Source organism: Telluria beijingensis (assembly GCF_030770395.1).
Classification (GTDB): domain Bacteria; phylum Pseudomonadota; class Gammaproteobacteria; order Burkholderiales; family Burkholderiaceae_D; genus Telluria; species Telluria beijingensis.
Map to the genome: position 1 here is coordinate 2857199 of NZ_CP132480.1, position 24218 is coordinate 2881416.

The following is a 24218-nucleotide window of genomic DNA, read 5'->3' on the forward strand; positions in this document are numbered from 1 at the left end:
TACGCTCATTTGGGTACAATGAAAGCGGCGCCTTCGCTCACGCTCAGGTCCGGATCGTCCACCGACCGCACCGTGAATTCGATCCTGTTCGAGCCCGGCGTGCCCGCACCCGGGTCGATCCGCACCCGCACCGGCACCGCGCGCGTGGTGGCGCCGTCGACCGCGATCGCGCCGTCGTCGACCACCGCAGCCGACGGGATGCCACGCACGCTCACCCGGAGCAGTTGCGCCTGTTCGCTGGTGTTCATCAGCTGCAGCCGATAGACATTCTCGATGCGGCCATCGTCGACCTCGCGGCCCATGGAGCCGCGGTCGCGGATCACGTCCAGCTTGAGCGGATTGCGCAGCGCCAGCGAGGTGCCCATTGCGGCCACCAGCGCCACCAGCACGGCGCTGTAGACCAGCACCCGCGGACGCAGCATGCGGCGCCGGATCTCGCGCGCGCCGAGCTTGCGCAGCAGGCCGTTCTCGGTCGCGTAGCGGATCAGGCCGCGCGGCTTCTTCACCTTGTCCATCACGATATTGCAGGCGTCGACGCAGGCGGCACAGCCGATGCACTCGTACTGCAAGCCCTTGCGGATGTCGATCCCGGTCGGGCATACCTGCACGCACAGGCTGCAATCGATGCAGTCGCCGCTTTCAGCGGCGTATGCCTTCGCCTCGCCCTTCCGGCGGCCGTTGCGCGGCTCGCCTCTAGCCTCGTCGTAGGTGACGATCAGCGTGTCCTTGTCGAACATCGCGCTCTGGAAGCGCGCATACGGGCACATATACTTGCACACCTGCTCGCGCAGCCAGCCGGCATTGCCGTAGGTGGCGAATGAATAGAAGAGGATCCAGAAGGTCTCCCACGGCCCCAGGCCGAAGGCTGCGATCTCGCCGCCCAGCGACCGGATCGGGGCGAAATAGCCCACGAAGGTGAAGCCAGTCCATAGGGCGACCAGGCCCCAGGCCAGGTGCTTGGCGCCGCGCTTGCCCACTTTCTCGAGGTTCCAGGGCTGGCGCGCCAGCCGCATCTGGCTGCTGCGCGGCCCCTCGATCTTGCGCTCGATCCAGAGGAAAATCTCGGTGTAGACCGTCTGCGGGCAGGCAAAGCCGCACCACACGCGGCCAGCCACCGCCGTCACCAGGAACAGGCCATAGGCGCACACGATCAACAGCGCCGCCAGGTAGATGAAGTCCTGCGGCCAGAACACCATCCCTGCTAGAAAAAACTTGCGGCTGGCCAGGTCGAACAGCACGGCCTGGCGGCCGTTCATGTTCAGCCATGGCAGGCCGTAGAACAGGAGCTGCGTCAGCCAGACGCAGGCCCAGCGCAGCGTCGCATAGCGTCCCTTGATCTCGCGCGGGAAGATGTCTTCGCGCGCGGCGTACATGCGGACGATCGCCTCGCGCGGCGCTCCGGCAGGATCGGTCATTTTGCCGCCGTCGCTTTCGTCGCATCGGTAGGCGCCGTCGGATTCGACAGGCTCCACACATAGGCCGCCAGCACGTGCACCTTCTCCTCGCCCAGGAAGTCGCCGAAGGCCGGCATGGTGTTGGTGCGGCCCTTGCGGATCGTCTCCATCACGGTCTCGACGCTGCCGCCATAGAGCCAGGTCTTGTCGGCCAGGTTCGGCGCGCCGAGCATCGTGTTGCCCTTGCTGTCGGCGCCGTGGCAGGCCACGCAGGTGGCGAACTTCGGCTTGCCGAAGGCGACCTTGATCGGATCGGCCGACAGGCCGGACAGCGAGCGCACGTAGTGGGCCACGCTCTCGACGTCCTTGTCCGACCCCAGCGCCGCGCCCATCGGCGGCATCATGCCGGTGCGGCCGTTCATGATCGAGGTCTTGATCGCGTCCGGCGCGCCGCCATGCAGCCAGTCGCTGTCCGCCAGGTTCGGGAAGCCCTTGGAGCCGCGCGCGTCCGAGCCATGACATTGCGAGCAATACGTCAGGAACAGGCGCTCACCGATCGCGTGGGCCTGCGGGTCGGCCGCCACCGCCTTCAGGTCGAGCTTTTTATACTGCTCGAACAGCGGGCCGTATTCGGCCTTCGCTTGTTGCAGCTCATCCTGGTATTCCCCTACCTGGTTCCAGCCAAGCGTCCCGCGAAAGGCGCCCAGGCCGGGATACAGCACCAGGTAGGCGGCGGCGAACAGGATCGACAGCCAGAACATGACGATCCACCAGCGCGGCATCGGCGTGTTCAATTCGGTCAGGTCTTCGTCCCAGACATGGCCGGTGGTCTGCTGCGGCTTGCCGTCGGCATCGAGCCTGACCTTGAACTTGGACTGCGACCACAGCAGGATGCCGCAACCGGCGATCGACAGGATCGTGATCACCGCGACGTAGTAATGCCAGAAATCGTTGAAGAAGTCGGCCATGTCAATGCTCCCCGCCGTCGATGGCGTCGTCGGCGAATGGCAGCAGCGCCGCCGCGTCGAAGTCGCTGCCCTTGTGCAGCAGATAGGTCCAGCCCACGATGCCCATGAAGGTCGCGAAGCTGACCACGGTCATGACGCTGCTGGCGTCGTCGAAGATATGTTGAAGCGCCATCTCAGTTCCTCGTCTTGATCTGGGTGCCCAGGCCCTGCAGGTAGGCGACCAGCGCATCCTGCTCGGTCTTGTCGACCAGTTCCTGGGGCGCGGAGGCGATCTCCGCATCGGTATAGGGCACGCCGACGCGCTGCAGCGCGCGCATCTTCGGCATGATCTCGGCCGGCACCAGTTTGGTGGTCGCCAGCCATGGATAGCCCGGCATGTTCGACTCGGGCACCACGTCGCGCGGGTTGTCGAGGTGGGTGCGGTGCCATTCGTCGCTGTAGCGGCCGCCCACCCGCGCCAGGTCGGGACCGGTGCGCTTGGAACCCCACTGGAACGGGTGTTCATAGACCGATTCGCCGGCCACCGAATAGTGGCCATAGCGCTCGGTCTCGGCCCGGAAGGGCCGGATCATCTGCGAGTGGCAGCCGTAGCAGCCCTCGCGGATGTACACGTCGCGGCCGGCCAGGCGCAGCGGCGAGTACGGCTTGAGGCCGGCGACCGGTTCGGTGGTCGACTTCTGGAAGAACAGCGGCACGATCTCGACCAGGCCGCCGAAGGAGATGACCAGCAGGACCAGGCCGATCAGCAGCCACACATTCTTCTCGATCCACTCATGGGTGAACTTCATTGCAAACTCCTCTTCTTCAGGCGGGGACGACGTGTTCGGCTTCATTGACGCCGCGCGGATTCTTCGGCCCCAGCGGGATCGGGACGTCGACGCTCTTCGTGCCGCGCATCGTCATCCAGGTGTTCCAGGCCATCAGCGCCATGCCCGACAGGTACAGAAGGCCGCCGGTGACGCGGATCACGTAGTAGGGATACGTGGCCTTGACGCTCTCGGCGAAGGTATAGGTCAGGGTGCCGTCGGCATTCACCGCGCGCCACATCAGGCCCTGCATCACGCCGGCGATCCACATCGACGCGATGTACAGCACGACGCCGATGGTCGCCACCCAGAAGTGGGTCTCGACCATCGCGACGCTGTGCATCTGCTTCTTGCCGGCGACGCGCGGGATGATGTAGTAGATCGAACCCATGGTGATGAAGCCGACCCAGCCCAGGGCGCCTGCGTGGACGTGGGCGACGGTCCAGTCGGTGTAGTGCGACAGTGCGTTGATGGTCTTGATCGACATCATCGGGCCCTCGAAGGTGGCCATGCCGTAGAACGACAGCGAGACGATCATGAATTTCAGGAGCGGATCGGAGCGCAGCTTGTGCCAGGCGCCCGACAGGGTCATGATCCCGTTGATCATGCCGCCCCACGACGGCGCCAGCAGGATGATCGAGAACACCATGCCCAGCGACTGGGTCCAGTCGGGCAGCGCGGTGTAGTGCAGATGGTGCGGGCCGGCCCACATATAGGTGAAGATCAGGGCCCAGAAGTGGACGATCGACAGTCGGTACGAGTACACCGGACGCTCGGCCTGCTTGGGGATGAAGTAGTACACCATGCCCAGGTAGCCGGCGGTGAGGATGAAGCCGACCGCATTATGGCCATACCACCACTGGATCATGGCGTCCTGCACGCCCGAATAGACCGAATACGATTTCATCAGCGAGGCGGGCGACGTCATGCCGTTCACGATGTGCAGGATGGCGACCGCCAGGATGAAGGCGCCGAAGAACCAGTTGGCGACGTAGATGTGCCTGACCCGGCGCTTGACGATGGTGCCGAAAAACACCACGGCGTAGGCGACCCAGACGATGGCGATCAGGATCGCGATCGGCCATTCGAGTTCGGCGTATTCCTTGCCGCGCGTGAAACCCATCGGCAGGCTGACGGCGGCGCACAGCAGCACTGCCTGCCAGCCCCAGAAGGTGAAGGCGGCCAGCCGGTCCGAGAACAGGCGCACCTGGCAGGTGCGCTGCACCACGTAGTACGAGGTGGCGAACAGCCCGCAGATGCCGAAGGCGAAGATGACCGCGTTGGTGTGCAGCGGGCGCAGGCGCCCGTAGCTGAGCCAGGGGATGTCGAAATTGAGCGCGGGCCAGGCCAGCTGGGCCGCGATGAACACCCCCGCCGCCATGCCGATCACGCCCCAGACCACGGTCGCGATGGCAAACTGGCGCACGATCTTGTAGTTATAGTTTAGACTGCTGTCCAAGGTACTCTCCTGAAATGACACGAATGAGTGACAGTCAGGAGTGTGCGTTTACGAACCTTAAAAATCCTTGATCTGAATCAAAATGTTCCTTAATGGATAGAGTATGGGAACGTTGGTTGTGGCGCTATCCGTACCCGAGCCGCGGCCCTTTCTTCCACGATTCCACGGGCATCGTTTTGAGATGAATCAAGTCCAAAACTAGACGGCCCGCCATGTTCCGGGGGGCTTTTCCTCACTCACCAATAAGGAATCGCTATGCCGCCTCTTTCCCAATCCGTTCACCAAGAAATGTCCAAGCGCCTGAACGCGGCGCGTGAAGACCTGCTCGGCGCTGTGCGTGCGCGCACCACGGCCGACGAGGGCGACGCCCCGTCGATCGGCCCGCTCGCGCACGAAGCGCAGGGCGACGACCGCAACACCGCCGAGATGATAGGCCACGACGAAGTCCACCTGGCCGAGCACGATGCGAACACCCTGCACGAGATCGATGTCGCCCTCGGCAAGCTGGAGGCCGGCGGCGCCGGCATCTGCGAATCGTGCGGACGCGAGATCCCCGACGCGCGCCTGCTGGCCACGCCGACGGTGCGCATGTGTATCGAGTGCCAGGACCGCATCGAGAAGGAAAGCGGCATCGGCCGCGGTCCGAGCATGTGATTCAATGGTGGGGTGGGCGTCAGAACGCCCACCTCACGTCAACCGTTGCCGCCGCGATCATCGTCCTGTAACACACGGTAAGCCGGCCCTTCCAGGTCATCGAACTGCCCGCTGTCGGCGGCGCCGAAGAACACCCAGAGAGCCGCGGCCACCACCGCCACGCTGAGCGGTACCAGCAAATACAAGGCTTCCATCCCCTAGTCCTTTCGCAAGCGCAGCGCATTGAGCACGACCACGGCCGAACTCGCCGCCATGCCGATCCCCGCCATCCACGGATTGAGCAGGCCCATCGCCGCCGCCGGGATCGCCGCCAGGTTGTACACCGTCGCCCAGGTCAGGTTCTGGCGGATCACCGCCAGCGTGCGGCGCGACGTGTCGAGGGTGTCGGCCAGCGGCGCCAGGCTGTCGCCCATCAGCACGCCATCCGCATGCAGCTGCGCCAACTCGGCGCCGCGCCCCATCGCGAACGAGACGTCGGCCCCGCGCAGCACCGCGGCATCGTTGATGCCGTCACCGATCATCGCCACCACCGCCCCGTCCTGCTGCAGGCGCCGCACATAGGCCAGCTTCTCTTGCGGCAGCTTGCCGCCGATGGCGGTCGGGATGCCCAGTTCGGCCGCCACCGCCTGCGCGGCGTGCTGTTCGTCGCCGCTGAGCAGGACCACGGCCTTGCCGCCGGCGCGGATGCGGCGCACCACCTCGGCCGCCTCTGGCCGCAGGCCGTCGGCCAGGTCGAAGCGCGCCAGCCAGCCTTCGCTGTTGCCGAGCCAGACCGAGGTGGTCCCGGCCGGCACCGCGGCGCGCGCCGCACCGCCGGCCACGCCGGCGACCCACGCCGCGCTGCCCACCCGGTAATAACGGCCGTCCACCCAGCCGGCGACGCCCTGGCCGACCGTGAACTGGGTCCGTTCGGCATGAGCGGCGTCGCCATTCTCCGCCGCTGCGGCGTCGCGGATCGCCTGCGCCAGCGGATGCGGGTTGTCTGCTTCCAGCGCCGCCGCCACGCGCAGGCAGTCGAGGCCGGCCATCCCGCCCACCGACAGGGTCTGGCGCAGCAATGGCCGGCCATGGGTGAGCGTGCCGGTCTTGTCGAACACCACGTGGGTCGCGCGGTCGAGGGTCTCGAGCGTGTGCGGCTGCACCGCCAGCACGCCGCGCCGCAGCAGGCGGTTGGTGGCGGCGGCCAGCGCGGTCGGCGTGGCCAGCGACAGCGCGCACGGGCAGGACACCACCAGCACCGCGATCGCCACCTGCCAGGCCTTGCCGGGATCGACCTGCTGCCAGGCGAACCAGGCCAGCACCGTCAGTCCCAGCAGGGCGAGCACGAACCAGGCCGCGACCCGGTCGGCCCATAGCGCCAGCGCCGGCTTGCCCTGCCCCGCGCGCTCGACCAGGCGCACCAGCATGGAAAGAAGACTGTCGTGCGCGGTCGAGCTCACGCGCAGCACGATGGCCTCGGCCACGTTGACCGCGCCGCCCGGCACCGCGTCGCCGACGCCGCGCGCCTGGGTGCGGCTCTCGCCGGTGAGCAGCGCCAAGTCCACCTCGGTCGTGCCCTCGACGATCACGCCGTCGGCCGGCGCCGCCTGGCCGGCGCGCACCAGCACCAGGTCGTCCACCCGCAGGCTGGCGGCACGGACGAGTTCAGTGTCACGCAGGTGCGCATTGCCGCGCAGGCGAAGCGCCGATGGCGGCAAGCCCTGCTGCAGGCGCTCGAGCGCGCCGGCGGCCTTGCGACGCGCGTTCAGTTCCAGGTAGCGGCTGCCCAGCAGCAGGAATACGAACATGGTGACCGAGTCGAAGTACACGTCGCCGGCGCCGGCGAGCAAGGCATGCACGCTGCCGGCGAAGGCTGCGCCGATTCCCAGCGCGACCGGCACGTCCATGCCCGGCATGCCACGTCGCAGGTCGCGCCAGGCGCCGGCGAAGAAAGGCTGGGCCGAATACAGCAGCGCCGGCAGGGTCAGGACGAAGGAGGCCCAGTGCATCAGCGCCGTCATGGCCGCGTCCATCGTGCCCTCGTCGGCCATGTACACCGGCACCGCGTACATCATCACCTGCATCATCGACAGGCCAGCCACGAACAGCTGGCGGAACAGCTTCCTGCGCGCCCGTTCGAGCCGTTCGCCATGGCGCTGCGCGTCGTACGGGAAGGCGCCGTAGCCGATCGCGCGCAGGGTGCGCAGGATGACGCTCGGCCGGCACGTGGCCGGATCCCAGCGCACGAACAGGCGTTCGGTGGCCACGTTCAGGCTGGCGTCCAGCACGCCGGGCAGCTGGCGCAGGCGGCGTTCGATCAGCCACACGCAGGCGGCGCAGCGGATGCCCTCGACCGTGAAGCTGGCTTCGCCATCGAGGCCGGCGCCGTCGAGCAGGTCGAGTTCGGGCGCATTGGCGGCCTCGATATCGGCCTGGGCGGCGTAGGCGGTACGGGTGGCGTAGTAGTCGGCGAAGCCGCCGTCGACGATGGCCTCGGCCGCCGCCGCGCATCCCGGGCAGCACATGCGCTGCACATTGCCGCCGATCGTGGCGTGCCAGTTGCCGGCGGCCGGCACCGGCAAGCCGCAGTGGAAACACCCGGCGGGCAGCGCACGCACCGCCGCCGCGGCAGCCACGTCGCGCACCGCTTCTTCAAGGACCGCGCTCATATCGACCTCCCCACGCTCAGGCACAATTCATGCATCCAGCCCGGCGGCAGGCCGCCGGCAGCGCGCGCCAGGCCGAGGATGCCGAAGGCCAGGATCGCCAGCCCGCAGGCGAGGCGCACCGCGCGCCGCGCCGCCAGTGCGCGCAGCCTGGCGCCGGCCAGGCCGAGGGCCGCGAGCATCGGCAAGGTGCCCAGGCCGAAGGCCAGCATCACGCCGGCGCCGTCCAGCGCCGAGCCGCTCAGCATGGCCGTCACCAGCACGCTATAGACCATCCCGCACGGCAGCCAGCCCCACAGGGCGCCGAGCGCGAACATGCGCGCGCCGCCCGCCGGTGCGCCATTCACCCGCCGCAGCAGCGGCGAGACCTGCCGCCACAACGCCTGGCCGGCCCGCTCGACGCTGGCCAGGCCGCGCCAGGCATCCATCAGGAACAGGCCCAGCACGACCAGCATCAGGTTGGCGGCCCAGTAGAACCCCGCCTGCAGCGCCGGCAATGACGCCAGCGACGCGGCCCCGCCGGCCAGCCCTCCAGCCAGCGCGCCGGCCATCACGTAGCTGGCGATGCGGCCGGCGTTATACGCCCCGACGTACGCCAGCGCGGCCCCGCCGGCCGCGGTCTCGCTGCGCACAGGCACCGGAAAAGCCGGCGCCCGCAGCAGCGGCGCCGGCCTGCGCGGCAATGAGAGCGCACCGACGATCCCGCCGCACATGCCGGCGCAGTGCACGCTGCCGGCCAGGCCGACCAGGAACACGGGGAACAGGCTGATGCCGCTCATGTGCGTCGTCCCTACACGGTCTGCGAGTGGCGGGGCCCCTCGCCCGGGCGGGCGAGATAGCGGTCGAAGACCATGCACACATTGCGGATCAGCAGGCGCCCCTTCATGGTGACGATGATCCATTCGGGATCGACCTGCACCAGGCCATCGTCCTGCAGCGCGCGCAGCGCTGCCAGTTCGCCCGCGAAGTGGTGCGCGAAGACGATCGGGAAGGCTTGCTCGATGGCAGGGATCGACAGCTCGAACTGGCACATCAGCTGCTGGATGATCGCGCGCCGCAGCGCGTCGTCCATCGACAGGCGGATGCCGCGCTGCACCGGCAGCTCGTTGCGGTCGATCAGCTCGTAGTATTCGTCGAGCGTCTTGACGTTCTGGCTGTAGGTGGCGCCCACGGCGCCGATGCTCGACACCCCGCAGGCCACCAGGTCGGCGTCGGCATGGGTCGAATAGCCCTGGAAGTTGCGATGCAGCCGGCCCTGGCGCTGGGCCACGGCCAGGTCGTCGTCGGGCCGCGCAAAATGGTCCATGCCGATGTACACGTAGCCGGCCGCGCCGAGGCGCTCGATGCACAGCTGGAGCATCGCGAGCTTTGTGTCGCTGTCCGGCATGTCCGCCTGCAGGATGCGGCGCTGCGGCTTGAACAGGTGCGGCATGTGGGCGTAGTGATAGACCGAGATGCGGTCGGGGCCGGCCTTGACCACCTGGTCGAGGGTGCGCGCCATGCTGGCCAGGGTCTGCTTCGGCAGGCCGTAGATCAAATCGATGCTCACCGAACGGAAGCCGGCGGCGCGCGCGGCGCCGATGATGGCCACTGTCTCGGCCTGGGGCTGGACCCGGTTGACCGCCTTCTGCACCTCGCGGTCGAAATCCTGTACGCCCAGGCTGATGCGATTGAAACCCTGGCGTCGCAGGCTGTGTACCCGCTCGACCGACACGGTGCGCGGATCGACCTCGATCGAATACTCGCCCCGCTCGTCGGGGGCGAATGTGAAGCAGCGTCGCAGGTGCGCCATCAGCTCGCCCATCTGCGCGTCCGTCAGGTAAGTGGGGGTGCCGCCGCCGAAATGCAGTTGCTCGACCTCGTTCATGCCGGCGAACAGCAGGCCCTGCATCTCGACCTCGCGCTTCAGGTAAGCCAGGTAAGTAGCCGCCTTGTCGCGCCGTTTGGTGACGATCTTGTTGCAGGCGCAGTAGTAGCACACGCTCTCGCAGAAAGGGATATGCAGGTACAGCGACAGCGGGCGCTTGGCGCGGGTGCGCACGCCGGCCACCGCGTGCAGGTAGTCGCGGTAGCCGAAGTCGGCGCTGAAGCGGTCGGCGGTCGGATAGGAGGTGTAGCGGGGGCCGGACTTGCCCAGCCGGGCCAGCAGGTCGCCGTCGAATTCGACGACCGGGTGGAAGGCGATGGGAGACTGGGCGGGTGGTGGCGCGGACGGCGCCGCTTGCGCTTCGACGTGCATGATCATGAAACTCCAGCTGCGGCCACTGTGCGGAAATGCAAAATGGCTCGATTAGCTGTCAGTTTATTGATCTGCTTCGAACAAAACCTTGACCTGCATCAAATATGGCTGAGTCCGTCCCTACTTCATAGGCGCTGTTCGCGTTAGTTCGGCGAACCTTTCCTGACCGGCCTTGTCTCAATTACTGTCGAGTCTTCCGAAGGGGGCGGCCGTGGACAGTTTGGACTTTGAGACAGTGTTTGCCGCCTTGCGCGGCCTGCCTCTACACGATGAAGAGCGTGAGCAATTGCGCACGTGGCTAGGCAGCGCCGACGATGCGGACGCCTGCATCGCGCTGATCGAACAGGCGGCTGCCGGCAAATGTTGCCCTCGCTGCGGCGGCGCGCATTCCCACCGTTGCGGTCGGGCCAGCGACCTGCAACGCTGGCGCTGCCTCGCCTGCAGCCGCAGCTACAACGCGCTGACTGGCACGAAGCTGGCGCGGCTGCGCAAGAAGGCATGCTGGCTCCCCTATTTACGCTGCCTGCTCGAGTCGCGCACCGTGCGCGCCAGCGCCGAGGCGGTCCAGGTTCACCGCACCACCAGCTTTCGCTGGCGCCACCGCATGGTGTCCGGCTTCACGCGCGAACGGCCGGCGACCCTGGCTGGCATGGTCGAGGCGGACGAAACGTACTTGATGGAATCGCAGAAGGGATCGCGCACGCTGACCCGTCCAGCTCGGCGGCGCGGCGGCGTCGCCAGCCACCGCGGCATCGGCCGCGACCACGATTGCCTGCTGGTCGCCTGCGCGCGCGGCGGCGCGGCACTGGATTTTCATTGCGGCCGCGGTCCTGTCAGCAGCGCGCAGCTCGGGGAATGCCTGGGACCGGTGCTGGCGCCGGACTGCCTCTTGATCAGCGACGGGGCTGCCGCCTATCCCGTCTTCGCCAGGCGAAACAATATTGCCCATCAAGCGATCAACCTGCGCGCCGGCGAGCGGGCGCGCGGCGCCATCCACCTGAATCACGTGAATGGCTGGCATAGCCGCTTCAAGCGCTGGCTGGTGCGCTTCTACGGCGTTGCCAGCCGCTATTTGATCCATTATTCGGGCTGGCGACGGGTACTCGACGCCGGGCAGCTGCTGACGCCAGCGCAATTGCTGGTCGTCACCGTCAAAGCAGACTGAGCCTTTGCGATTGCAGAACTAGCGCGAACAGCGCCTATTAAATTTAAATACCGACAAGGCTAGCGCCAGGCGCGCCGCCTCGTCCGCCACGCTGCTGGATGACAGCGCCGATTCCTCGACCTGGGCCGCGTTCTGCCGCGTGATCGCATCGAGTTCGCTCATGGATGCGTTGACCCCCATGATGTCCTGGGCCTGTTCGCGGCTGGCGGCGGTGATCGCGCCCATGATGGCGGCTGCCTCGGCCACCTTGCCGACCACTTCGCGCATGGTCTGGCCGGCCTGGCCGACCAGTTCCGTGCCTTCGTCCACATGGCCGCTGGAGACGTCGATCAGGCCCTTGATCTCCTTGGCGGCGCCCGCCGTGCGCTGGGCCAGGCTGCGCACCTCGCCGGCCACGACCGCGAAGCCGCGGCCCTGCTCGCCGGCCCTGGCCGCCTCCACCGCCGCGTTCAGCGCCAGCAGGTTGGTCTGGAAAGCGATGCCGTCGATCAGGCCGATGATGTCGCCGATACGGTGGGCCGAGCCGCTGATCTTGTCCATGGTCTGCCCGACCTGGCCGACCGCCTCGCCGCCCTCGCCCGCCACCGTGCTGGCGGCGCGCACCATGCCGTCGGCCTGCACCGCGCTGTCGGTGTTGCGGCCGGCGGCGCGCGCGATGTTGCCGAGGCTGCTCGCGGTCTGTTCCAGGCTGGCCGCCTGGGCTTCGGTGCGGCTGGCCAGGTCGGCGTTGCCGGCGGCGATTGCGCGGGTGGCCAGTTCGATCGAGCTGACGTTGTCGCGCACGTCGCCCATGATCGCGGTCAGGTTGATGTTCAGCTGGCGCAGCGCCAGTTGCAGGCGGCCGATCTCGCCGCCGCCGGGCGCCGGCACCGGGCGCGCCAGGTCGCCGCCGGCCAGCGCGTAGACCGTCGCGGTGGCATCGCGCAGCGGGCGCGCGATGCTGCGGTTGAGTTCATACCAGACGGCCAGCACGGCCAGAACCCCGGCGCCGGCCAGCACGCGCCAGGCAGTGCCGTCGACGGCCACGCCGAGCACGGCCAGCAGCAGGGCCTGGCCGCCCATCATCCAGCCCAGCCGCTGGTGCAGCGGCAATTCGCGCAGCCTGCCCAGGATATCGAGTCGCCGGCGCCAGCCGGTGCGCACCACCTGGCCGCGCACGATCGCCAGCCCATGCCCTTCGCCCGCACGGATCACGCCATAGAGTCGGGTGGCATGTTCGACCTGTTCGCGGGTGGGCGCGGTGCGCACCGACATATAGCCGGTCACCCGGCCGCGTTCCTGGATCGGCACCACGTTGGCGACCACCCAGTAGAAGTCGCCGTTCTTGCGGCGGTTCTTGACCATGCCGGTCCATGGCTCGCCCGCCTGCAGGGTCGCCCACAGGTCGGCGAAGGCTTCGGGCGGCATGTCGGGATGGCGCACCAGATTGTGGGCCTTGCCGAGCAATTCTTCTTCGCTGAAGCCGCTGACATCGACGAAGCTCGGGTTCACATAAGTGATGCGGCCCTTGGTATCGGTCTTCGATACGATGGACTGCCCTTCTTGCATCAGGTATTCGATCCCGGTCACTGGCTGGTTGTTACGCACTACGCTCTCCTTTGTTGCCCCTTGGCAAAAGTATCGTTTCTTGCATTCTATCCATGGGGAAATGCGAAAAGTATGACCTACATCAAAAACTTCGCGGTCCCTTATGCTAAGCAACGAAGAAAAACTTGATTTGGTTCAATTTCTTGCTTTCAAGGTAAACTTGTGGGATGGACAATCTGACCCACACCCTGGTAGGCCTGGCGCTGGGCGAACTCGCCGACCGCGCCCTGCCTGCCCACCCCGACCCTGTAAAAGGTCGCACGCGCCGCCGAGTGCTGTTGGCCACCGGCGCCCTGGCCAGCAACTTCCCCGACCTGGACCTGGTGCTCACGCCCCTGCTGGCGCCGCCGCTCGGCTACCTGCTGCACCACCGCGGCCACACGCATACCCTGCTGTACGCCCTGCCCCAGATTGCCCTGCTGCTGGGCCTGCTCTGGCTGCTGTGGCCAGGCGCGCGCCGCCTGATGCAGGACGACCGCGCGGCGCGCAGGGCGGTGCTGGCCACCGCCGCCATCGGCATGGTGATGCACCTGTCGCTCGACTTCCTGAACGTGTATGGCGTGCATCCGTTTCACCCGCTCGATTCGCGCTGGCTGTACGGCGACATGGTATTCATCATCGAGCCCGTGTTCTGGACCGCGCTCGGCGTCGCGCTCGCGCTGCGGGTGCCGCACCGGGTGCTGCGCCTGCTCTTCGCGGCGCTGGTCCTGGCCGCGCCGGTCCTGTTTACCTGGATGGGCTTCCTGCAATGGGGCTCGCTGGCCGGGCTCATGCTGATCGCGGTCGTGGTGGCGCTGATGGCGCGCCGTGGCGGGATGGCCGGCATCGTGACTGCGATCGTGGCCTGCCTGGGCTTCGTCGCCGTGCAGGGCGTGGCCGGCCACCTGGCGCGCGAGCAGATCCGCGCCGCACTGGCCCAGGTCGAGCCGGGCAGCCGCATCCTCGACCTGCCGCTGTCGGCCTTCCCGTCGAATCCCCTGTGCTGGTCGTTCGCCACCATCACCGACAATGGCGGCGCCGGCAGCTATGCGGTGCGGCTCGGTGTCTTGAGCCTGGCGCCCGGCGTGAGCGACGTCGCCGCCTGTCCAGCGCGGTTTGGCGGCGAGCCGGGTGGCCAGGCGCGCACGCTGGCGTGGAAGTACCGCGAAGACGGCAGCCTGGCCGGCCTGCGCGGGCTACGGCAGGACAACTGCCGCTTCGACGGCTGGCTGCGCTTCGCGCGCGTGCCGTCGCTGGTCGATGGCAAGGCAACCGATATCCGCTTCAGCGCGCCCGGCGTCGATAATTTTTCGACCTTGCCGTATGCCGAGATGGCTGGCCAGCCGTGCCCGGCGCCGGTGCCGCAGTGGGAGCGACCGCGCCAGGATTTGCTGGACGCGCGCTAGCATTCGTGGCGTCACGCGGTTTGCATCCGGCCCGCATCCGGCTCGCATCCGCATTCGGCAAGCGGCGTGGTCGATCGCAATATGCCTAAAAGCAGAGCAGCGATTCACACCTTGTGACGTATGATCGACCGGACCCGTCTGCCACAAGAAAGGAAGCCCGATGACCACCGAACTGACGCTGCTGGCCTGGACCCTGGTGCTGGCCCTGGTCCAGATCCTGCTGCCCTCCACCCTGCGCACCCAGGAAACAGGCGCCCAATACAATATGAGCGCGCGCGACGGCGCCGCCCCGCCGCCGCGCCCGGTGACAGCGCGCCTGCAGCGGGCCCAGGCCAACCTGTTCGAGACCCTGCCGCTGTTCGCCGCGGCGGTGCTGATCGCCCACGTGGCGGGCGTGCAGGGGTCCTTGACCCTGTGGGGCTGCTGGCTGTACCTGGCAGCGCGCGTCGTCTACCTGCCGCTGTACGCGGCCGGCATCCCGGTGCTGCGCACCCTGGTGTGGCTGGTGTCGATGGCCGGCCTGGTGATGATCCTGTGGGCGCTGCTGGCGGCCTAGATCTACTTGCCGATGCCGCGCCCGGTCGCGGCCCAGTAGATGCCGCCATACAGGTGGTGCAGGAAGACCTGGTCGCGGTAGGTGGCCCCCATATGGCCCATGCCGGTGTAGAAGGAACGTCCGCCGTCGTAGTGCTGGTACCAGCTGATCGGGTGGAATGTTCCCATGCCCTTGCCCACACGGTCGGGCCAGTTCGTCTGCGGCTTGTACGTGGATTCGTCCACGCTCAGCAGGTAGACCAGGTCCTTCGACTGGGCCGGTCCGAACTCGTACCATTCGTCGGTGAACAGGTTGCGCGGCGCAAAGCGTTCCATGCCGGGGAAGTTGCCCTGCTCGACCTTCACGATGGCGGTCTGGATCGCGGGGTGCACGTGGAACATATGCCCCACCAGCCGGTTGTACCACGGCCAGCGGTGCTCGGTATCGGCCGCGCTGTGCACGCCGACGTAGCCGCCGCCGCGCCGGATGTAGCGCTCGAAGGCCGCCTGCTGTGCCTCGTCCAGCACGTCGCCGGTGGTCAGGAGGAAGATCACCGCCTGGTACTTGGCCAGTTCGGCGTCGTTCATCACGCGCCCGGCGTCGGCGGTCCAGAACACCTCGAAATCGTGCAGCTTGCCCAGCTCCTGCACCGCCGTCACGCCGGCGTGCACCCCGTCGTGGTGCCAGCCGCTGGCCTTGGTGAACAGCAGCACATTGAATTGCGCGGCCCGGGCGGGCGCGGACGCGGCGCCGCCCAGCAGGCAGGCGCAGAGCAGGATGGCAAGCGAACGGATCATCGTGACGGTCCAGGAAAAGTTGCGTAGCCATCCACGCTAAACCGTCGTCCCTTGCTTGTCAACAAGACAGCTTCCCGCGATATTTCGCGCGTGTTTGATCGCGATCAAGCGTGCGCCTGACACCTGCCCTTGCGCGGCGTATAGTGAAACGTCGTGCGCCACGTGCCCGTCTCGCCACCGAACGGAGTCAGCAGATGTTCAAGACCATCCTCGTCCATGTCGACGGCGGCCCCTGTCAACAGAGCCGCCTGCGCGCCGCCGCCCTGCTGGCGGGCGCCCACGACGCCCACCTGGTCGGCAGCGCGGCCACCGGGGTCTCGTTCTCGTCCTATGCCGTGCTCAACGGGTCGATGGCGATGCCGGTGTCCAACCGCGATTTCCAGGAATTGCGCGATGCCGTCACGGCCCAGCTCGACGATTTCGTGGCCGCGGCCGAACGGCTCGGCATGCACGGCGCCGAGGGGCGCATGGTCGAGGACGCCGACCGCGACGGCCTGCTGCTGCAATCGCGCTATGCCGACCTGGTCGTGGTCAGCCAGGACAACCACCACGACCGCGCCCGCGCCGAGCGGGGCCTGCCGCAATACCTGGCCCTGCACGGCGCGCGTCCGGTGCTGGTCGTGCCCGACGCCTACCACGGCAAGCCCATCCCCGGCGACGCGCTGGTCGGCTGGGACGGCAGCATGCCGGCCCAGCGCGCGATCGCCGCCGCCCTGCCCCTGCTGGCCCAGGCCGGCGCCGTGCACCTGGCCCTGGTCAACCCCGACCTGCAATCCGGCCTGCACGGCGACGAGCCGGGCGCCGACATGGCTCTGTACCTGGCGCGCCATGGCATCAAGGTCGAGGTGGCGGTGGCCCACACCCGCGCCACCGAGGGCGAGGCCCTGATGGACATGGCGCGCGACTGCCATGCCGGACTGATGGTCACCGGCGCGTTCGGCCACAGCCGCTACCGCGAATGGATACTCGGCGGCGTCACGCGCGACGTGCTCGACCATGCGCCGGCTCCGCTCCTGATTGCCCACTGATCAATCGCCCATCATCCCCCCCACCACTGCCCGCCATGACCTTCCGCCATTATCCAAACGGTAGCGCCGGCGCCGTCGGCGCCGCGATCCGCCAGGCGCGCCGCCACCTGTGTGCGCGCCTGGCCCACACGGCCGACGCCGGCTGCACGCCCGACGACTGCTTCGTGCGCACCTTCCCCTCCGTCGTCACCGCGGTCGAGGTCGGGTTCCGGCACGAGGAAACCGTCATGGAGTCGCTCGACTACGAACGCCTGCACGAACACCGCGCCGAGAACGCCACCATCCTGGCCGCCCTGCACCGCGCCCTGCCGCTGGTGGAAGACGGCGATGTCACGCTCGGCCGCCAGCTGGTGGCGGCGCTGCTCGACCTGCTGTCGCTGCACCGGCTCAGCACCGACCTGGTGCTGGCCACGACACCGCGCACGCCGGCCGGCCGGCCCGGCGGCCACGTCCCGCGCATCCTGCTGCGCGGCGGCGCGCATGCGGGGTCGCGCTCGCGCCAGCACTGACTTACTTCAGTCCCTCGCGCCGGCGCCGGATCACCTTGCCCGACACCATGAAGGTGCCATCGCCCTTGTAATGCAAGGTCTCGGGATGGCGCGGCCGCAGCGCGACGCGCGCCGCCACTACTTCGAAGATGAAAAAGTCGTAGTGTTCCACCAGGCTGTCGTCGTGCAGCCGGCATTCGAACTGGGCGTGGCATTCGCGGATCGATGGCGCCGCGACCTGCTCGCTCGCGTCCGGCGTCAGGCCGAAGGCGGCGAACTTGTCGATCTCGGCGCCGGTGGTCGACCCAATGCCCAGCACCGCCTCCAGCTGGCGCGACGTCGGCAGGTTGATCACGCACTCGCCGCTGGCGCGCACCAGGCCGTGGCTGTGGTTGGCGGAAGAAATCACGCAACCGACGAGCGAGGGACTGAATTCCATCACCGTGTGCCAGCCCATCACCATCACGTCGCGCTCGCCGTCATGCTGCGAGGTGACGAGCACCACCGGGCCCGGTTCCAGGTAACGCCGCACCTCGTGCAGCGGCAATGTGTGCTTGCGGGGAACACGCATTCAGCCCTCCTTCATCTTGCCCACGCAGTGTGGTTGAAAGCGCGAGTATAGTGCGGCGCCCGCGGAGGCTGCCGACAATAGCAGGAAAATTCTAGCGCCGGCCCCGCGCCGCGCAGGACAATGGCCTACGTCCCGCAAACGGCACCCACCTTGACCCGAGGCCCACCATGGAATCCGGACCACCCGCACTCACCAGGATCGCCTTCCTCGACTTCGAACTGCGCCCCGCGCAACGCCTGCTGCTGCGTGCCGGTCTCCCCCTGCCGGTCGGGGCGCGCGCCTTCGACCTGCTGGTGCTGCTGGTATCCCATCCTGGCGAAGTATTGAGCAACCGCGCGCTGATGGCCGCGGCATGGCCCCGCACGGTGGTCATCGACGCCAACCTGCGGGTGCAGATCGCAGCCCTGCGCAAGCTGCTCGGCGACGCCGGCAGCGCGATCGTGAACGTGTCCGGCCGCGGCTATGCCTTCACCGCCGTGGTCGGCGCCAGGCCAGCGCCGGCAGATGCGCCGGATCAGGAACCGGGCGCCGCCGCCACCGCGCCCCGCAGCGCCTCGATCGTGGCCGGCTTGGTCAGGTGCACGTCGAAGCCGGCCGCCAGCGCGCGTGCGACGTCGGCCTGCTGGCCATAGCCGGTCAGGGCCACCAGGCGCAACACATCCCGGCTGCCGGCCGCGCCCAGGTCGGCGCGCAGGGCCGCGGCCAGCGCATGGCCGTCCATGTCGGGCAGGCCGATGTCCAGGATCGCCACCTCGGGCGACTCGGCCAGCGCCAGCGCGCGCGCCTCGGCCGCGCTGTGGGCGACGCGCACCGCGTGGCCCAGGTGGCGCAGCAGCAGTGCCCCGGCCGCTGCCGCGTCCTCGTTGTCGTCGACCAGCAGCACCCGCCGGCCCTGCCCTTCCTGCGCCGCCCCGTCCGGCGCGCCGGGCGCCTGGCGCGCGCCCAGTGGCAAGACCACCTCGAAGCGGCTGCCGGCGCCGGGGCCGGCGCTGAAGGCGGCCACCCGGCCGCCGTGCAGCTCGACGATCTCGCGCACGATCGCCAGGCCCAGCCCCAGGCCGCCGGTGCGCCGCGCCAGCGGCTGCGGCGCCTGGTAGAACGGCTCGAACACACGCGCCAGCAACTCGGGATCCATCCCGGCGCCGTTGTCGCTCACGAACAGGCGCGCCTGGCCGTCGGCTGCCGCCAGCGTCACCCGCGTGTCGCTGCTGCCGAAGCGCACCGCGTTCGACAGCAGGTTGCCCAGCACCTGGGCCAGGCGGGTCTCGTCGCCAACGACCCAGACCTCGTCCGGCGCCTCCAGCGTAATGTGCTCGGCGGGCAGCGCCGCCACCGCGTGGCGCACGGTCTCGGCCAGGTCCAGCGGGCGCGCATCGATCGCCAGCTTGCCCGACGCGATGCGCGAGACGTCCAGCAGATCGTCGACCAGGCGCCGCAGGTGGGTCACCTGGCGCCGCATGATGGCGCGCTCGCGCTGGCTGCCCGGTTCGTCGCGCAAATCCATCAGGTCGAGCGCGGTCAGGATCGGGCTGAGCGGATTGCGCAGCTCGTGACCCAGCATGGCGAGGAAGGCGTCCTTGGCCTGGCCGGCCTGGCGCGCCTGGGCCAGCGCTACCTCGAGCGAGGCCAGTAGCCGCGAACGCTCCTGTTCCTGGGCCGCGCGGCGCTCGGCCGCCGCCTCCAGGGCCTGGCCCATGGCGCGAATCTCCCGGATCCGCGACGGCGCTACCCGCACCGCGCGCGCGCTGCCGAGGGCGGTGGCGCCGGCCTGCACGCCCTCGATGCGGCGCACGATGCGTCCGGACAGCCACGAGGCCAGCGCGATACAGCCGCTCAGCACCACCCAGGCGCCCAGCAGGTAGACCGCGAAACGTTCGAGGAAGCCCACCCCGAAGCCGGCGCTGGGCGCGCCGACCGCCACCCGCCAGCCGTAGCGCGGCGAGGTGGTGTAGGCGCTGATCACCCCGTCTCCTTCGAGCGTGGTGGTGGGGCCCACGCCTTCCGGGCCGCCGCTGCGCATCAGGGCCTGCAGCGAGTCGCTCGGCGCATGGACCACGGTGCGCTCCTGGTCGCGCGAGCGCGCCACCAGCGCGCCGCCGCCATCCATCACGGCGATCACCGAGTCGGCAGGGATCTTCTGGCGTGCGATCACGTCCAGGAAGCGGTCCGGCTGGACCACGGCGGTCAGCACCCAGGGCTGGCCATCGGGCCCCGTCACCGGCACCCGCACCGGCACCGCGGCGCGCCCGCCCTGGCCGCGCGACACATGGCCGGCCATCGGCCGGCGCTGCTCCATCGCCTGGCGCAGGCTGCCTGGATCGGCGATGCGCGCCGCTGCTGCACCGTACGGGGCCATGGTGCGAAACAGGGGGCGGCCATCGGCGTCGCTCAGCACCACGCCCAGCCAGTCGGGCCGCGCCAGGCGGCTGGCCGTCTCGTGGAAACCGCGCAGGTCGCCGCCGGCCAGTTGCGGACTCTTGGCGATACCGCTCAGCGCCGCCACCGTGGCGTCGAGTTCGGCGTCGACGGCGCTCGACAGCGCGCGCGCATGGCCGATCATCATCCTTTCCTGTTCCTGCTCCAGGTACAGGCCGGCGCCGTGGATGGTCCAGACGCCCAGCAATGCGAGCGGCAGCAGGCCGATCGCGGTGAGCAGGATCAGGAGGTGTCGCAGGGAGAGGACCGGTCCGGCAGCGGCGCGCATGGAAGTTCCAGAAAGGAAACAGACATTATAGGGTGCGTCGTCCTTGCCGCTGCGGTTTTTACCGGTTCAAGAGCCGGCCCCTGGCGCGCCATCAACGCGGAATCGACAGCGCCAGCGTTTCCTTCAGCTCTTCCATCACCACATAGCTCTTCGACTGCCCCGCATCGGCCACGTGCAGGATCTCCCCCAGCAGGCGCCGGTATTCGGACATCTCGGGGATGCGCGCCTTGATCAGGTAGTCGAAATCGCCCGACACCAGGTGGCATTCCATCACCTCGGGGATGGCCAGCATCGCGCGCCGGAAGCGCTCGAAGGCTTTATCGGACTTCTGGTGCAGGTTGATCTCGACGAACACCAGGATCTGCATCCCCAGCGCCTGCGGATTGATGCGCGCGTAGTAGCCCTGGATCACGCCGTCGCGCTCCATGCGCTTGACCCGCTCGATGCAGGGCGTGAGCGACAGCCCGACCTGCTCGGCCAGGTCCTTCATCACGATCCGCGCGTCCTGCTGCAGGATCTCCAGGATGTGCAGGTCGATCCGGTCCAGGATGCGGTTCGAGGCCTTTTGTACGCGCATGGACAACTCCAAAATATTTTCTGAAAACTGCCGTATTAACAGAAACAATTATCCCTCCACCCGCGATACGATGGCAACCTTTTCTGGATTCAGCGTTCGAGGACTGTATGCGCGTTATCGTATTGGGCAGCGGCGTGGTTGGTGTCACCACCGCGTATTACCTGGCTCGGGCCGGCCACGAAGTGACGGTCATCGACCGCCAAGGCGGCCCGGCCCAGGAGACCAGTTTCGCCAACGCCGGCCAGATCTCGCCCGGCTATGCCTCGCCCTGGGCCGCGCCCGGCATTCCGCTGAAGGCCGCCAAGTGGCTGTTCCAGCGCCATGCGCCGCTGGCGATCCGCCCGGACGGCTCGCTGTTCCAGCTCCAGTGGATGTGGGAGATGTATCGCAACTGCGACCCGGCGCGCTACGCCGTCAACAAGGAACGCATGGTGCGCCTGGCCGAATACAGCCGCGATTGCATGCGTGCGCTGCGGCGCGACACCGGCATCGCCTACGAAGGCCGCCAGCAGGGCACGGTGCAGCTGTTCCGTACCCGCCAGCAGTTCGACGGCGCGGCCAAGGACATCGAGGTGCTGCGCGAGGCCGGCGTGGCCTATGAACTGCTCGAGGGCGCCCAACTGGCCACGGCCGAACCGGCGCTGGCCAATGTGGCGGATAAACTGGTCGGCGGCCTGCGCCTGCCGAACGACGAGACCGGCGACTGCCAGTTGTTCACCACCCGCCTGACCGCCATGGCGCGCGACCTGGGCGTGCGTTTCGAGTTCGATACCGCGATCCGTTACCTCAATGAAGCGAACGGCGAGATCGTCTCCGTTGAAACCGACAAAGGCGCATTCGCTGCCGATCGTTTCGTGCTGGCCCTGGGCAGCTACTCCCGCCTGCTGCTGCAGCGCTGGTTCCCGCTGCCGGTGTATCCGATGAAGGGCTATTCGCTGACGGTGCCGATCACCGATGCCGCACGCGCCCCGGTGTCGACCATCCTCGACGAAACCTACAAGATCGCCGTGACCCGCTTCGACGACCGCATCCGCGTCGGCGGCATGGCCGAACTGGCCGGCTACAGCCTGGACCTGAATCCGCGCCGCCGCGAGACGCTGGAACTGGTCGTCAACGACCTGTTCCCCGGCGCCGGGGACACCGCCCAGGCCAGCTTCTGGACCGGCCTGCGTCCGATGACGCCGGACAGCACGCCCGTCGTCGGCGCCACGCCGCTGCGCAACCTGTTCCTGAACACCGGCCATGGCACGCTGGGCTGGACCATGGCGGCCGGTTCGGCCAGCGTGATCGCCGACCTGGTGGGCGGCAAGGCGCCGTCGATCCGGGCCGACGACCTGGCCGTGTTCCGCTACGCGGGCAATAGCGGCGCGGTGGCGGGCGGCAGGCTGGCGCAGGCATGAGCGTGATCGACGCGGCCGCGGCCAGGGCCGGGGCCATTCTCACGGTCGACCTGGACGCGGTGCGCGCCAATTACCGGCTGCTGGCCGAACGCGGCCGCGCGGCCACCTGCGCCGCGGTGCTCAAGGCCGACGCCTATGGCCTCGGCATGGCGCAGGTCGCGGCCGCGCTGGTGCGCGAAGGCTGCCGCAACTTCTTCGTGGCCCACCTTGAAGAAGGCATTCGCCTGCGCTCCCTGGTGCCCGCGGACCGCACGGTCTACGTGATGCACGGCGCCATGCCGGGCACGGCGCGCGACTGCATCGAGTACGACCTGGTGCCGGTGCTGAACGATCCCGGCCAGGTGGCCGAATGGCGCGCGTTGGCGCGCGAACTCGGACGCCCGCTGCCGGCCGTGCTCCAGGTCGACACCGGCATGTCGCGCATGGGCCTGGCCCCGCTTGACCTCGCGCGCCTGCGCCAGGACCCGGCCTGGCTGGACGGCATCGAGCTGCGGCTGGTGATGAGCCACCTGGCCTGCGCCGACGATGCATCCCACCCCTTCAACGAACAGCAGCGCCAGCGCTTCGACGGGGTGCGCGCGCTATTCCCCGGCGTGCCGGCCAGCCTGGCCAATTCCTCGGGCGTGTTCCTGGGAAGCGCCTACCACTTCGACCTGCTGCGTCCCGGCTGCGCGCTGTACGGCATCCATCCCCAGCCCGGCCATGCCAATCCGCTGGCCCAGGCGGTGTCGCTGGCGGCGCGCGTGGTGCAGCTGCGCACCGTGGCCGCAGGCGACATCGTCGGCTACGGCGCGCGCTACATGGCGCCGGGCGAACGCCGCATCGCGACCATCGCCATCGGCTACGCCGACGGTTGGCTGCGCGCGCTCAGCGGCCGTTCGCAGGCCTTCGTGGATGGGGTGGCGGCGCCATTCGCCGGCACCGTGTCGATGGACAGCATCACGCTCGACGTCAGCGGCATCCCGGAACAGCGCGTCGCGCCGGGCAACACGGTCGATTTGCTGTGCGCGCAGCAGACGGTGGACGACGTCGCCGGCCAGGCCGGCACCATCGGCTACGAGGTGCTGACCCGTCTTGGATCGCGCTTTCATCGGCGCTACCTCGGCGCCGCCGCCGACGCGACCTAGAACAACTCGCCGTTCGGCGAAGGCGGCGGGCCCGCGCGCCGCGGCGCGAGCGGCGCCGGCCACGCCTTCATGCGCCCGGCCGGGAAGTGGCGCAGGAAGCTGCGCGCCACCTCCAGATCGCGGCAGGCCAGCCAGTCCCCCACCTCCTCCTGCGCCAGCAGCACCAGCGAGCGTTTTTCGTCGCCCGGCTTGTGCATGCGGCGCATCAGCGGATGGTCGTCGGCATTGATGGTGATCTGGGTGAAGGCGGTCGTCATCGTGCCATCTTCCTCCTGCCACTCGCGCCACAGTCCCGCCGCCCAGGACAGGTCGTCGTCGGCCATCCCGATCGCGGTGCGCTCGGCGCGCCCGCTCTCGTAGCACGGCTCATAAAACCACTGCATCGGCACCGCGCACAGCTGCAGGCGGCGCCAGGCGGACGCGAACGAGCGCCGCTCGACCAGCGATTCGGCGCGCGCATTCATGGTGTCGAAGGGTTTGACGCCGGGCGGGATGTGGCGCCGCGGCACCATGCCGTAGCTGGCCACGGCCGCCTCGCGGGGCAAGCCGGGGGCGGCGCGCAGGATCGGCGCCGCATAATCCTTCCAGGTTTCCTCCGGCCAGTGCCAGTCGCGCGGCAGGATGCTGAAGGCGCCGATGCGGCCGTTGAACTGCTCGGGTGTCGGCGGACGATAATTAACGCACATGTG

General features: G+C 68.5%; 24 protein-coding genes. 9 read left to right on the forward strand and 15 right to left on the reverse strand.

What is annotated here, in order from left to right:
• Positions 1 to 5 precede the first annotated feature (5 nt).
• From ccoG to ccoN, 5 genes are read right to left on the reverse strand one after another with little or no spacing between them, the layout of a single operon-like run.
• Entirely contained in the window at positions 6 to 1415 is a 1410-nt protein-coding gene (ccoG, locus tag Q9246_RS12685) for a cytochrome c oxidase accessory protein CcoG (protein WP_306397902.1), read from the reverse strand.
• Complete coding sequence (ccoP, locus tag Q9246_RS12690; protein ID WP_306397903.1) at positions 1412 to 2362, reverse strand: cytochrome-c oxidase, cbb3-type subunit III; 951 nt, start codon at positions 2360 to 2362, stop codon at positions 1412 to 1414. Before ccoP ends, ccoG begins: the two co-directional genes overlap by 4 nt.
• Before the next feature lies 1 nt (position 2363).
• Positions 2364 to 2534: a cbb3-type cytochrome oxidase subunit 3 gene (locus tag Q9246_RS12695; protein ID WP_306397904.1), complete on the reverse strand. Its 171-nt coding sequence runs from the start codon at positions 2532 to 2534 to the stop codon at positions 2364 to 2366.
• A 1-nt stretch (position 2535) separates the two neighbouring features.
• On the reverse strand, positions 2536 to 3150 hold the full coding sequence (gene ccoO, locus Q9246_RS12700) for a cytochrome-c oxidase, cbb3-type subunit II (protein WP_306397905.1): 615 nt from the start codon (positions 3148 to 3150) through the stop codon (positions 2536 to 2538).
• 16 nt (positions 3151 to 3166) lie between these two features.
• The gene (gene ccoN, locus Q9246_RS12705) at positions 3167 to 4627 is read right to left on the reverse strand and encodes a cytochrome-c oxidase, cbb3-type subunit I (protein ID WP_306397906.1); all 1461 of its coding nucleotides are present in this window, start codon (positions 4625 to 4627) and stop codon (positions 3167 to 3169) included.
• A 288-nt stretch (positions 4628 to 4915) separates the two neighbouring features.
• Between ccoN and Q9246_RS12710 the strand changes: the two genes are divergently transcribed.
• The gene (locus tag Q9246_RS12710) at positions 4916 to 5281 is read left to right on the forward strand and encodes a TraR/DksA family transcriptional regulator (protein WP_306397907.1); all 366 of its coding nucleotides are present in this window, start codon (positions 4916 to 4918) and stop codon (positions 5279 to 5281) included.
• A gap of 38 nt (positions 5282 to 5319) precedes the next feature.
• On the opposite strand, the gene ccoS is transcribed toward Q9246_RS12710, so the two are convergent.
• The 4 genes from ccoS to hemN are packed head-to-tail and all read right to left on the reverse strand — an operon-like array spanning position 5320 to position 10165.
• The gene (ccoS, locus tag Q9246_RS12715) at positions 5320 to 5475 is read right to left on the reverse strand and encodes a cbb3-type cytochrome oxidase assembly protein CcoS (protein ID WP_306397908.1); all 156 of its coding nucleotides are present in this window, start codon (positions 5473 to 5475) and stop codon (positions 5320 to 5322) included.
• Between the two features lie 3 nt (positions 5476 to 5478).
• Entirely contained in the window at positions 5479 to 7929 is a 2451-nt protein-coding gene (locus tag Q9246_RS12720; protein ID WP_306397909.1) for a heavy metal translocating P-type ATPase, read from the reverse strand.
• Positions 7926 to 8705: a sulfite exporter TauE/SafE family protein gene (locus tag Q9246_RS12725; protein WP_306397910.1), complete on the reverse strand. Its 780-nt coding sequence runs from the start codon at positions 8703 to 8705 to the stop codon at positions 7926 to 7928. The genes Q9246_RS12720 and Q9246_RS12725 overlap by 4 nt, the downstream gene beginning before the upstream one ends.
• 11 nt (positions 8706 to 8716) lie before the next feature.
• Entirely contained in the window at positions 8717 to 10165 is a 1449-nt protein-coding gene (hemN, locus tag Q9246_RS12730) for an oxygen-independent coproporphyrinogen III oxidase (RefSeq protein ID WP_306398162.1), read from the reverse strand.
• Positions 10166 to 10376: 211 nt separating this feature from the next.
• Here hemN and Q9246_RS12735 point away from each other — a divergent pair, with 211 nt between their 5' ends.
• Positions 10377 to 11330: an IS1595 family transposase gene (locus tag Q9246_RS12735; protein WP_422802369.1), complete on the forward strand. Its 954-nt coding sequence runs from the start codon at positions 10377 to 10379 to the stop codon at positions 11328 to 11330.
• 18 nt (positions 11331 to 11348) lie between these two features.
• Here the strand turns inward: Q9246_RS12735 and Q9246_RS12740 are convergent, their stop codons facing one another.
• Complete coding sequence (locus Q9246_RS12740) at positions 11349 to 12917, reverse strand: methyl-accepting chemotaxis protein (protein WP_306397912.1); 1569 nt, start codon at positions 12915 to 12917, stop codon at positions 11349 to 11351.
• A 167-nt stretch (positions 12918 to 13084) separates the two neighbouring features.
• Between Q9246_RS12740 and Q9246_RS12745 the strand changes: the two genes are divergently transcribed.
• Both Q9246_RS12745 and Q9246_RS12750 read left to right on the forward strand, forming a co-directional pair.
• Entirely contained in the window at positions 13085 to 14302 is a 1218-nt protein-coding gene (locus Q9246_RS12745) for a metal-dependent hydrolase (RefSeq protein ID WP_306397913.1), read from the forward strand.
• 160 nt (positions 14303 to 14462) lie between these two features.
• Complete coding sequence (locus Q9246_RS12750) at positions 14463 to 14858, forward strand: MAPEG family protein (RefSeq protein ID WP_306397914.1); 396 nt, start codon at positions 14463 to 14465, stop codon at positions 14856 to 14858.
• 2 nt (positions 14859 to 14860) lie between these two features.
• Here the strand turns inward: Q9246_RS12750 and Q9246_RS12755 are convergent, their stop codons facing one another.
• Positions 14861 to 15634 (reverse strand): ThuA domain-containing protein, encoded by a 774-nt coding sequence (locus Q9246_RS12755; RefSeq protein WP_306397915.1) that lies wholly within the window; start codon positions 15632 to 15634, stop codon positions 14861 to 14863.
• Between the two features lie 194 nt (positions 15635 to 15828).
• Between Q9246_RS12755 and Q9246_RS12760 the strand changes: the two genes are divergently transcribed.
• Positions 15829 to 16662: a universal stress protein gene (locus Q9246_RS12760; RefSeq protein ID WP_306397916.1), complete on the forward strand. Its 834-nt coding sequence runs from the start codon at positions 15829 to 15831 to the stop codon at positions 16660 to 16662.
• 35 nt (positions 16663 to 16697) lie between these two features.
• The gene (locus tag Q9246_RS12765) at positions 16698 to 17171 is read left to right on the forward strand and encodes a hypothetical protein (protein ID WP_306397917.1); all 474 of its coding nucleotides are present in this window, start codon (positions 16698 to 16700) and stop codon (positions 17169 to 17171) included.
• A gap of 1 nt (position 17172) precedes the next feature.
• On the opposite strand, the gene Q9246_RS12770 is transcribed toward Q9246_RS12765, so the two are convergent.
• On the reverse strand, positions 17173 to 17721 hold the full coding sequence (locus Q9246_RS12770; RefSeq protein WP_306397918.1) for a flavin reductase family protein: 549 nt from the start codon (positions 17719 to 17721) through the stop codon (positions 17173 to 17175).
• Positions 17722 to 17888: 167 nt separating this feature from the next.
• Here Q9246_RS12770 and Q9246_RS12775 point away from each other — a divergent pair, with 167 nt between their 5' ends.
• A complete protein-coding gene (locus Q9246_RS12775) occupies positions 17889 to 18353 on the forward strand; it encodes a winged helix-turn-helix domain-containing protein (RefSeq protein ID WP_306397919.1) in 465 nt (154 codons plus the stop codon).
• Here Q9246_RS12775 and Q9246_RS12780 read toward each other — a convergent pair.
• Positions 18236 to 20425, reverse strand: a complete 2190-nt coding sequence (locus tag Q9246_RS12780) for a hybrid sensor histidine kinase/response regulator (RefSeq protein WP_306397920.1) — start codon at positions 20423 to 20425, stop codon at positions 18236 to 18238. The two genes, Q9246_RS12775 and Q9246_RS12780, sit on opposite strands and share 118 nt — an antisense overlap.
• 91 nt (positions 20426 to 20516) lie before the next feature.
• Positions 20517 to 21002: an Lrp/AsnC ligand binding domain-containing protein gene (locus tag Q9246_RS12785; protein ID WP_306397921.1), complete on the reverse strand. Its 486-nt coding sequence runs from the start codon at positions 21000 to 21002 to the stop codon at positions 20517 to 20519.
• A 107-nt stretch (positions 21003 to 21109) separates the two neighbouring features.
• Between Q9246_RS12785 and Q9246_RS12790 the strand changes: the two genes are divergently transcribed.
• Positions 21110 to 22402 (forward strand): D-amino acid dehydrogenase, encoded by a 1293-nt coding sequence (locus Q9246_RS12790; protein ID WP_306397922.1) that lies wholly within the window; start codon positions 21110 to 21112, stop codon positions 22400 to 22402.
• Entirely contained in the window at positions 22399 to 23529 is a 1131-nt protein-coding gene (gene alr, locus Q9246_RS12795; RefSeq protein WP_306397923.1) for an alanine racemase, read from the forward strand. Before Q9246_RS12790 ends, alr begins: the two co-directional genes overlap by 4 nt.
• On the opposite strand, the gene Q9246_RS12800 is transcribed toward alr, so the two are convergent.
• Positions 23526 to 24215 (reverse strand): SOS response-associated peptidase family protein, encoded by a 690-nt coding sequence (locus Q9246_RS12800; protein WP_306397924.1) that lies wholly within the window; start codon positions 24213 to 24215, stop codon positions 23526 to 23528. The two genes, alr and Q9246_RS12800, sit on opposite strands and share 4 nt — an antisense overlap.
• Positions 24216 to 24218: the final 3 nt, after the last annotated feature.

Excerpts from the sequence above, each read along its gene's own strand:
- ccoP (WP_306397903.1), bottom strand. The coding sequence starts at position 2,362 with ATGGCCGACTTCTTCAACGATTTCTGGCATTACTACGTCGCGGTGATC.
- Q9246_RS12760 (WP_306397916.1), top strand. The coding sequence starts at position 15,829 with ATGTTCAAGACCATCCTCGTCCATGTCGACGGCGGCCCCTGTCAACAG.
- Q9246_RS12720 (WP_306397909.1), bottom strand. The coding sequence starts at position 7,929 with ATGAGCGCGGTCCTTGAAGAAGCGGTGCGCGACGTGGCTGCCGCGGCG.
- Q9246_RS12695 (WP_306397904.1), bottom strand. The coding sequence starts at position 2,534 with ATGGCGCTTCAACATATCTTCGACGACGCCAGCAGCGTCATGACCGTG.
- Q9246_RS12790 (WP_306397922.1), top strand. The coding sequence starts at position 21,110 with ATGCGCGTTATCGTATTGGGCAGCGGCGTGGTTGGTGTCACCACCGCG.
- ccoO (WP_306397905.1), bottom strand. The coding sequence starts at position 3,150 with ATGAAGTTCACCCATGAGTGGATCGAGAAGAATGTGTGGCTGCTGATC.
- Q9246_RS12725 (WP_306397910.1), bottom strand. The coding sequence starts at position 8,705 with ATGAGCGGCATCAGCCTGTTCCCCGTGTTCCTGGTCGGCCTGGCCGGC.
- Q9246_RS12765 (WP_306397917.1), top strand. The coding sequence starts at position 16,698 with ATGACCTTCCGCCATTATCCAAACGGTAGCGCCGGCGCCGTCGGCGCC.
- Q9246_RS12780 (WP_306397920.1), bottom strand. The coding sequence starts at position 20,425 with ATGCGCGCCGCTGCCGGACCGGTCCTCTCCCTGCGACACCTCCTGATC.
- ccoG (WP_306397902.1), bottom strand. The coding sequence starts at position 1,415 with ATGACCGATCCTGCCGGAGCGCCGCGCGAGGCGATCGTCCGCATGTAC.
- ccoS (WP_306397908.1), bottom strand. The coding sequence starts at position 5,475 with ATGGAAGCCTTGTATTTGCTGGTACCGCTCAGCGTGGCGGTGGTGGCC.
- Q9246_RS12775 (WP_306397919.1), top strand. The coding sequence starts at position 17,889 with ATGGAATCCGGACCACCCGCACTCACCAGGATCGCCTTCCTCGACTTC.
- Q9246_RS12710 (WP_306397907.1), top strand. The coding sequence starts at position 4,916 with ATGTCCAAGCGCCTGAACGCGGCGCGTGAAGACCTGCTCGGCGCTGTG.
- Q9246_RS12770 (WP_306397918.1), bottom strand. The coding sequence starts at position 17,721 with ATGCGTGTTCCCCGCAAGCACACATTGCCGCTGCACGAGGTGCGGCGT.
- alr (WP_306397923.1), top strand. The coding sequence starts at position 22,399 with ATGAGCGTGATCGACGCGGCCGCGGCCAGGGCCGGGGCCATTCTCACG.
- hemN (WP_306398162.1), bottom strand. The coding sequence starts at position 10,165 with ATGCACGTCGAAGCGCAAGCGGCGCCGTCCGCGCCACCACCCGCCCAG.
- Q9246_RS12785 (WP_306397921.1), bottom strand. The coding sequence starts at position 21,002 with ATGCGCGTACAAAAGGCCTCGAACCGCATCCTGGACCGGATCGACCTG.
- Q9246_RS12745 (WP_306397913.1), top strand. The coding sequence starts at position 13,085 with ATGGACAATCTGACCCACACCCTGGTAGGCCTGGCGCTGGGCGAACTC.
- Q9246_RS12755 (WP_306397915.1), bottom strand. The coding sequence starts at position 15,634 with ATGATCCGTTCGCTTGCCATCCTGCTCTGCGCCTGCCTGCTGGGCGGC.
- Q9246_RS12750 (WP_306397914.1), top strand. The coding sequence starts at position 14,463 with ATGACCACCGAACTGACGCTGCTGGCCTGGACCCTGGTGCTGGCCCTG.
- Q9246_RS12800 (WP_306397924.1), bottom strand. The coding sequence starts at position 24,215 with ATGTGCGTTAATTATCGTCCGCCGACACCCGAGCAGTTCAACGGCCGC.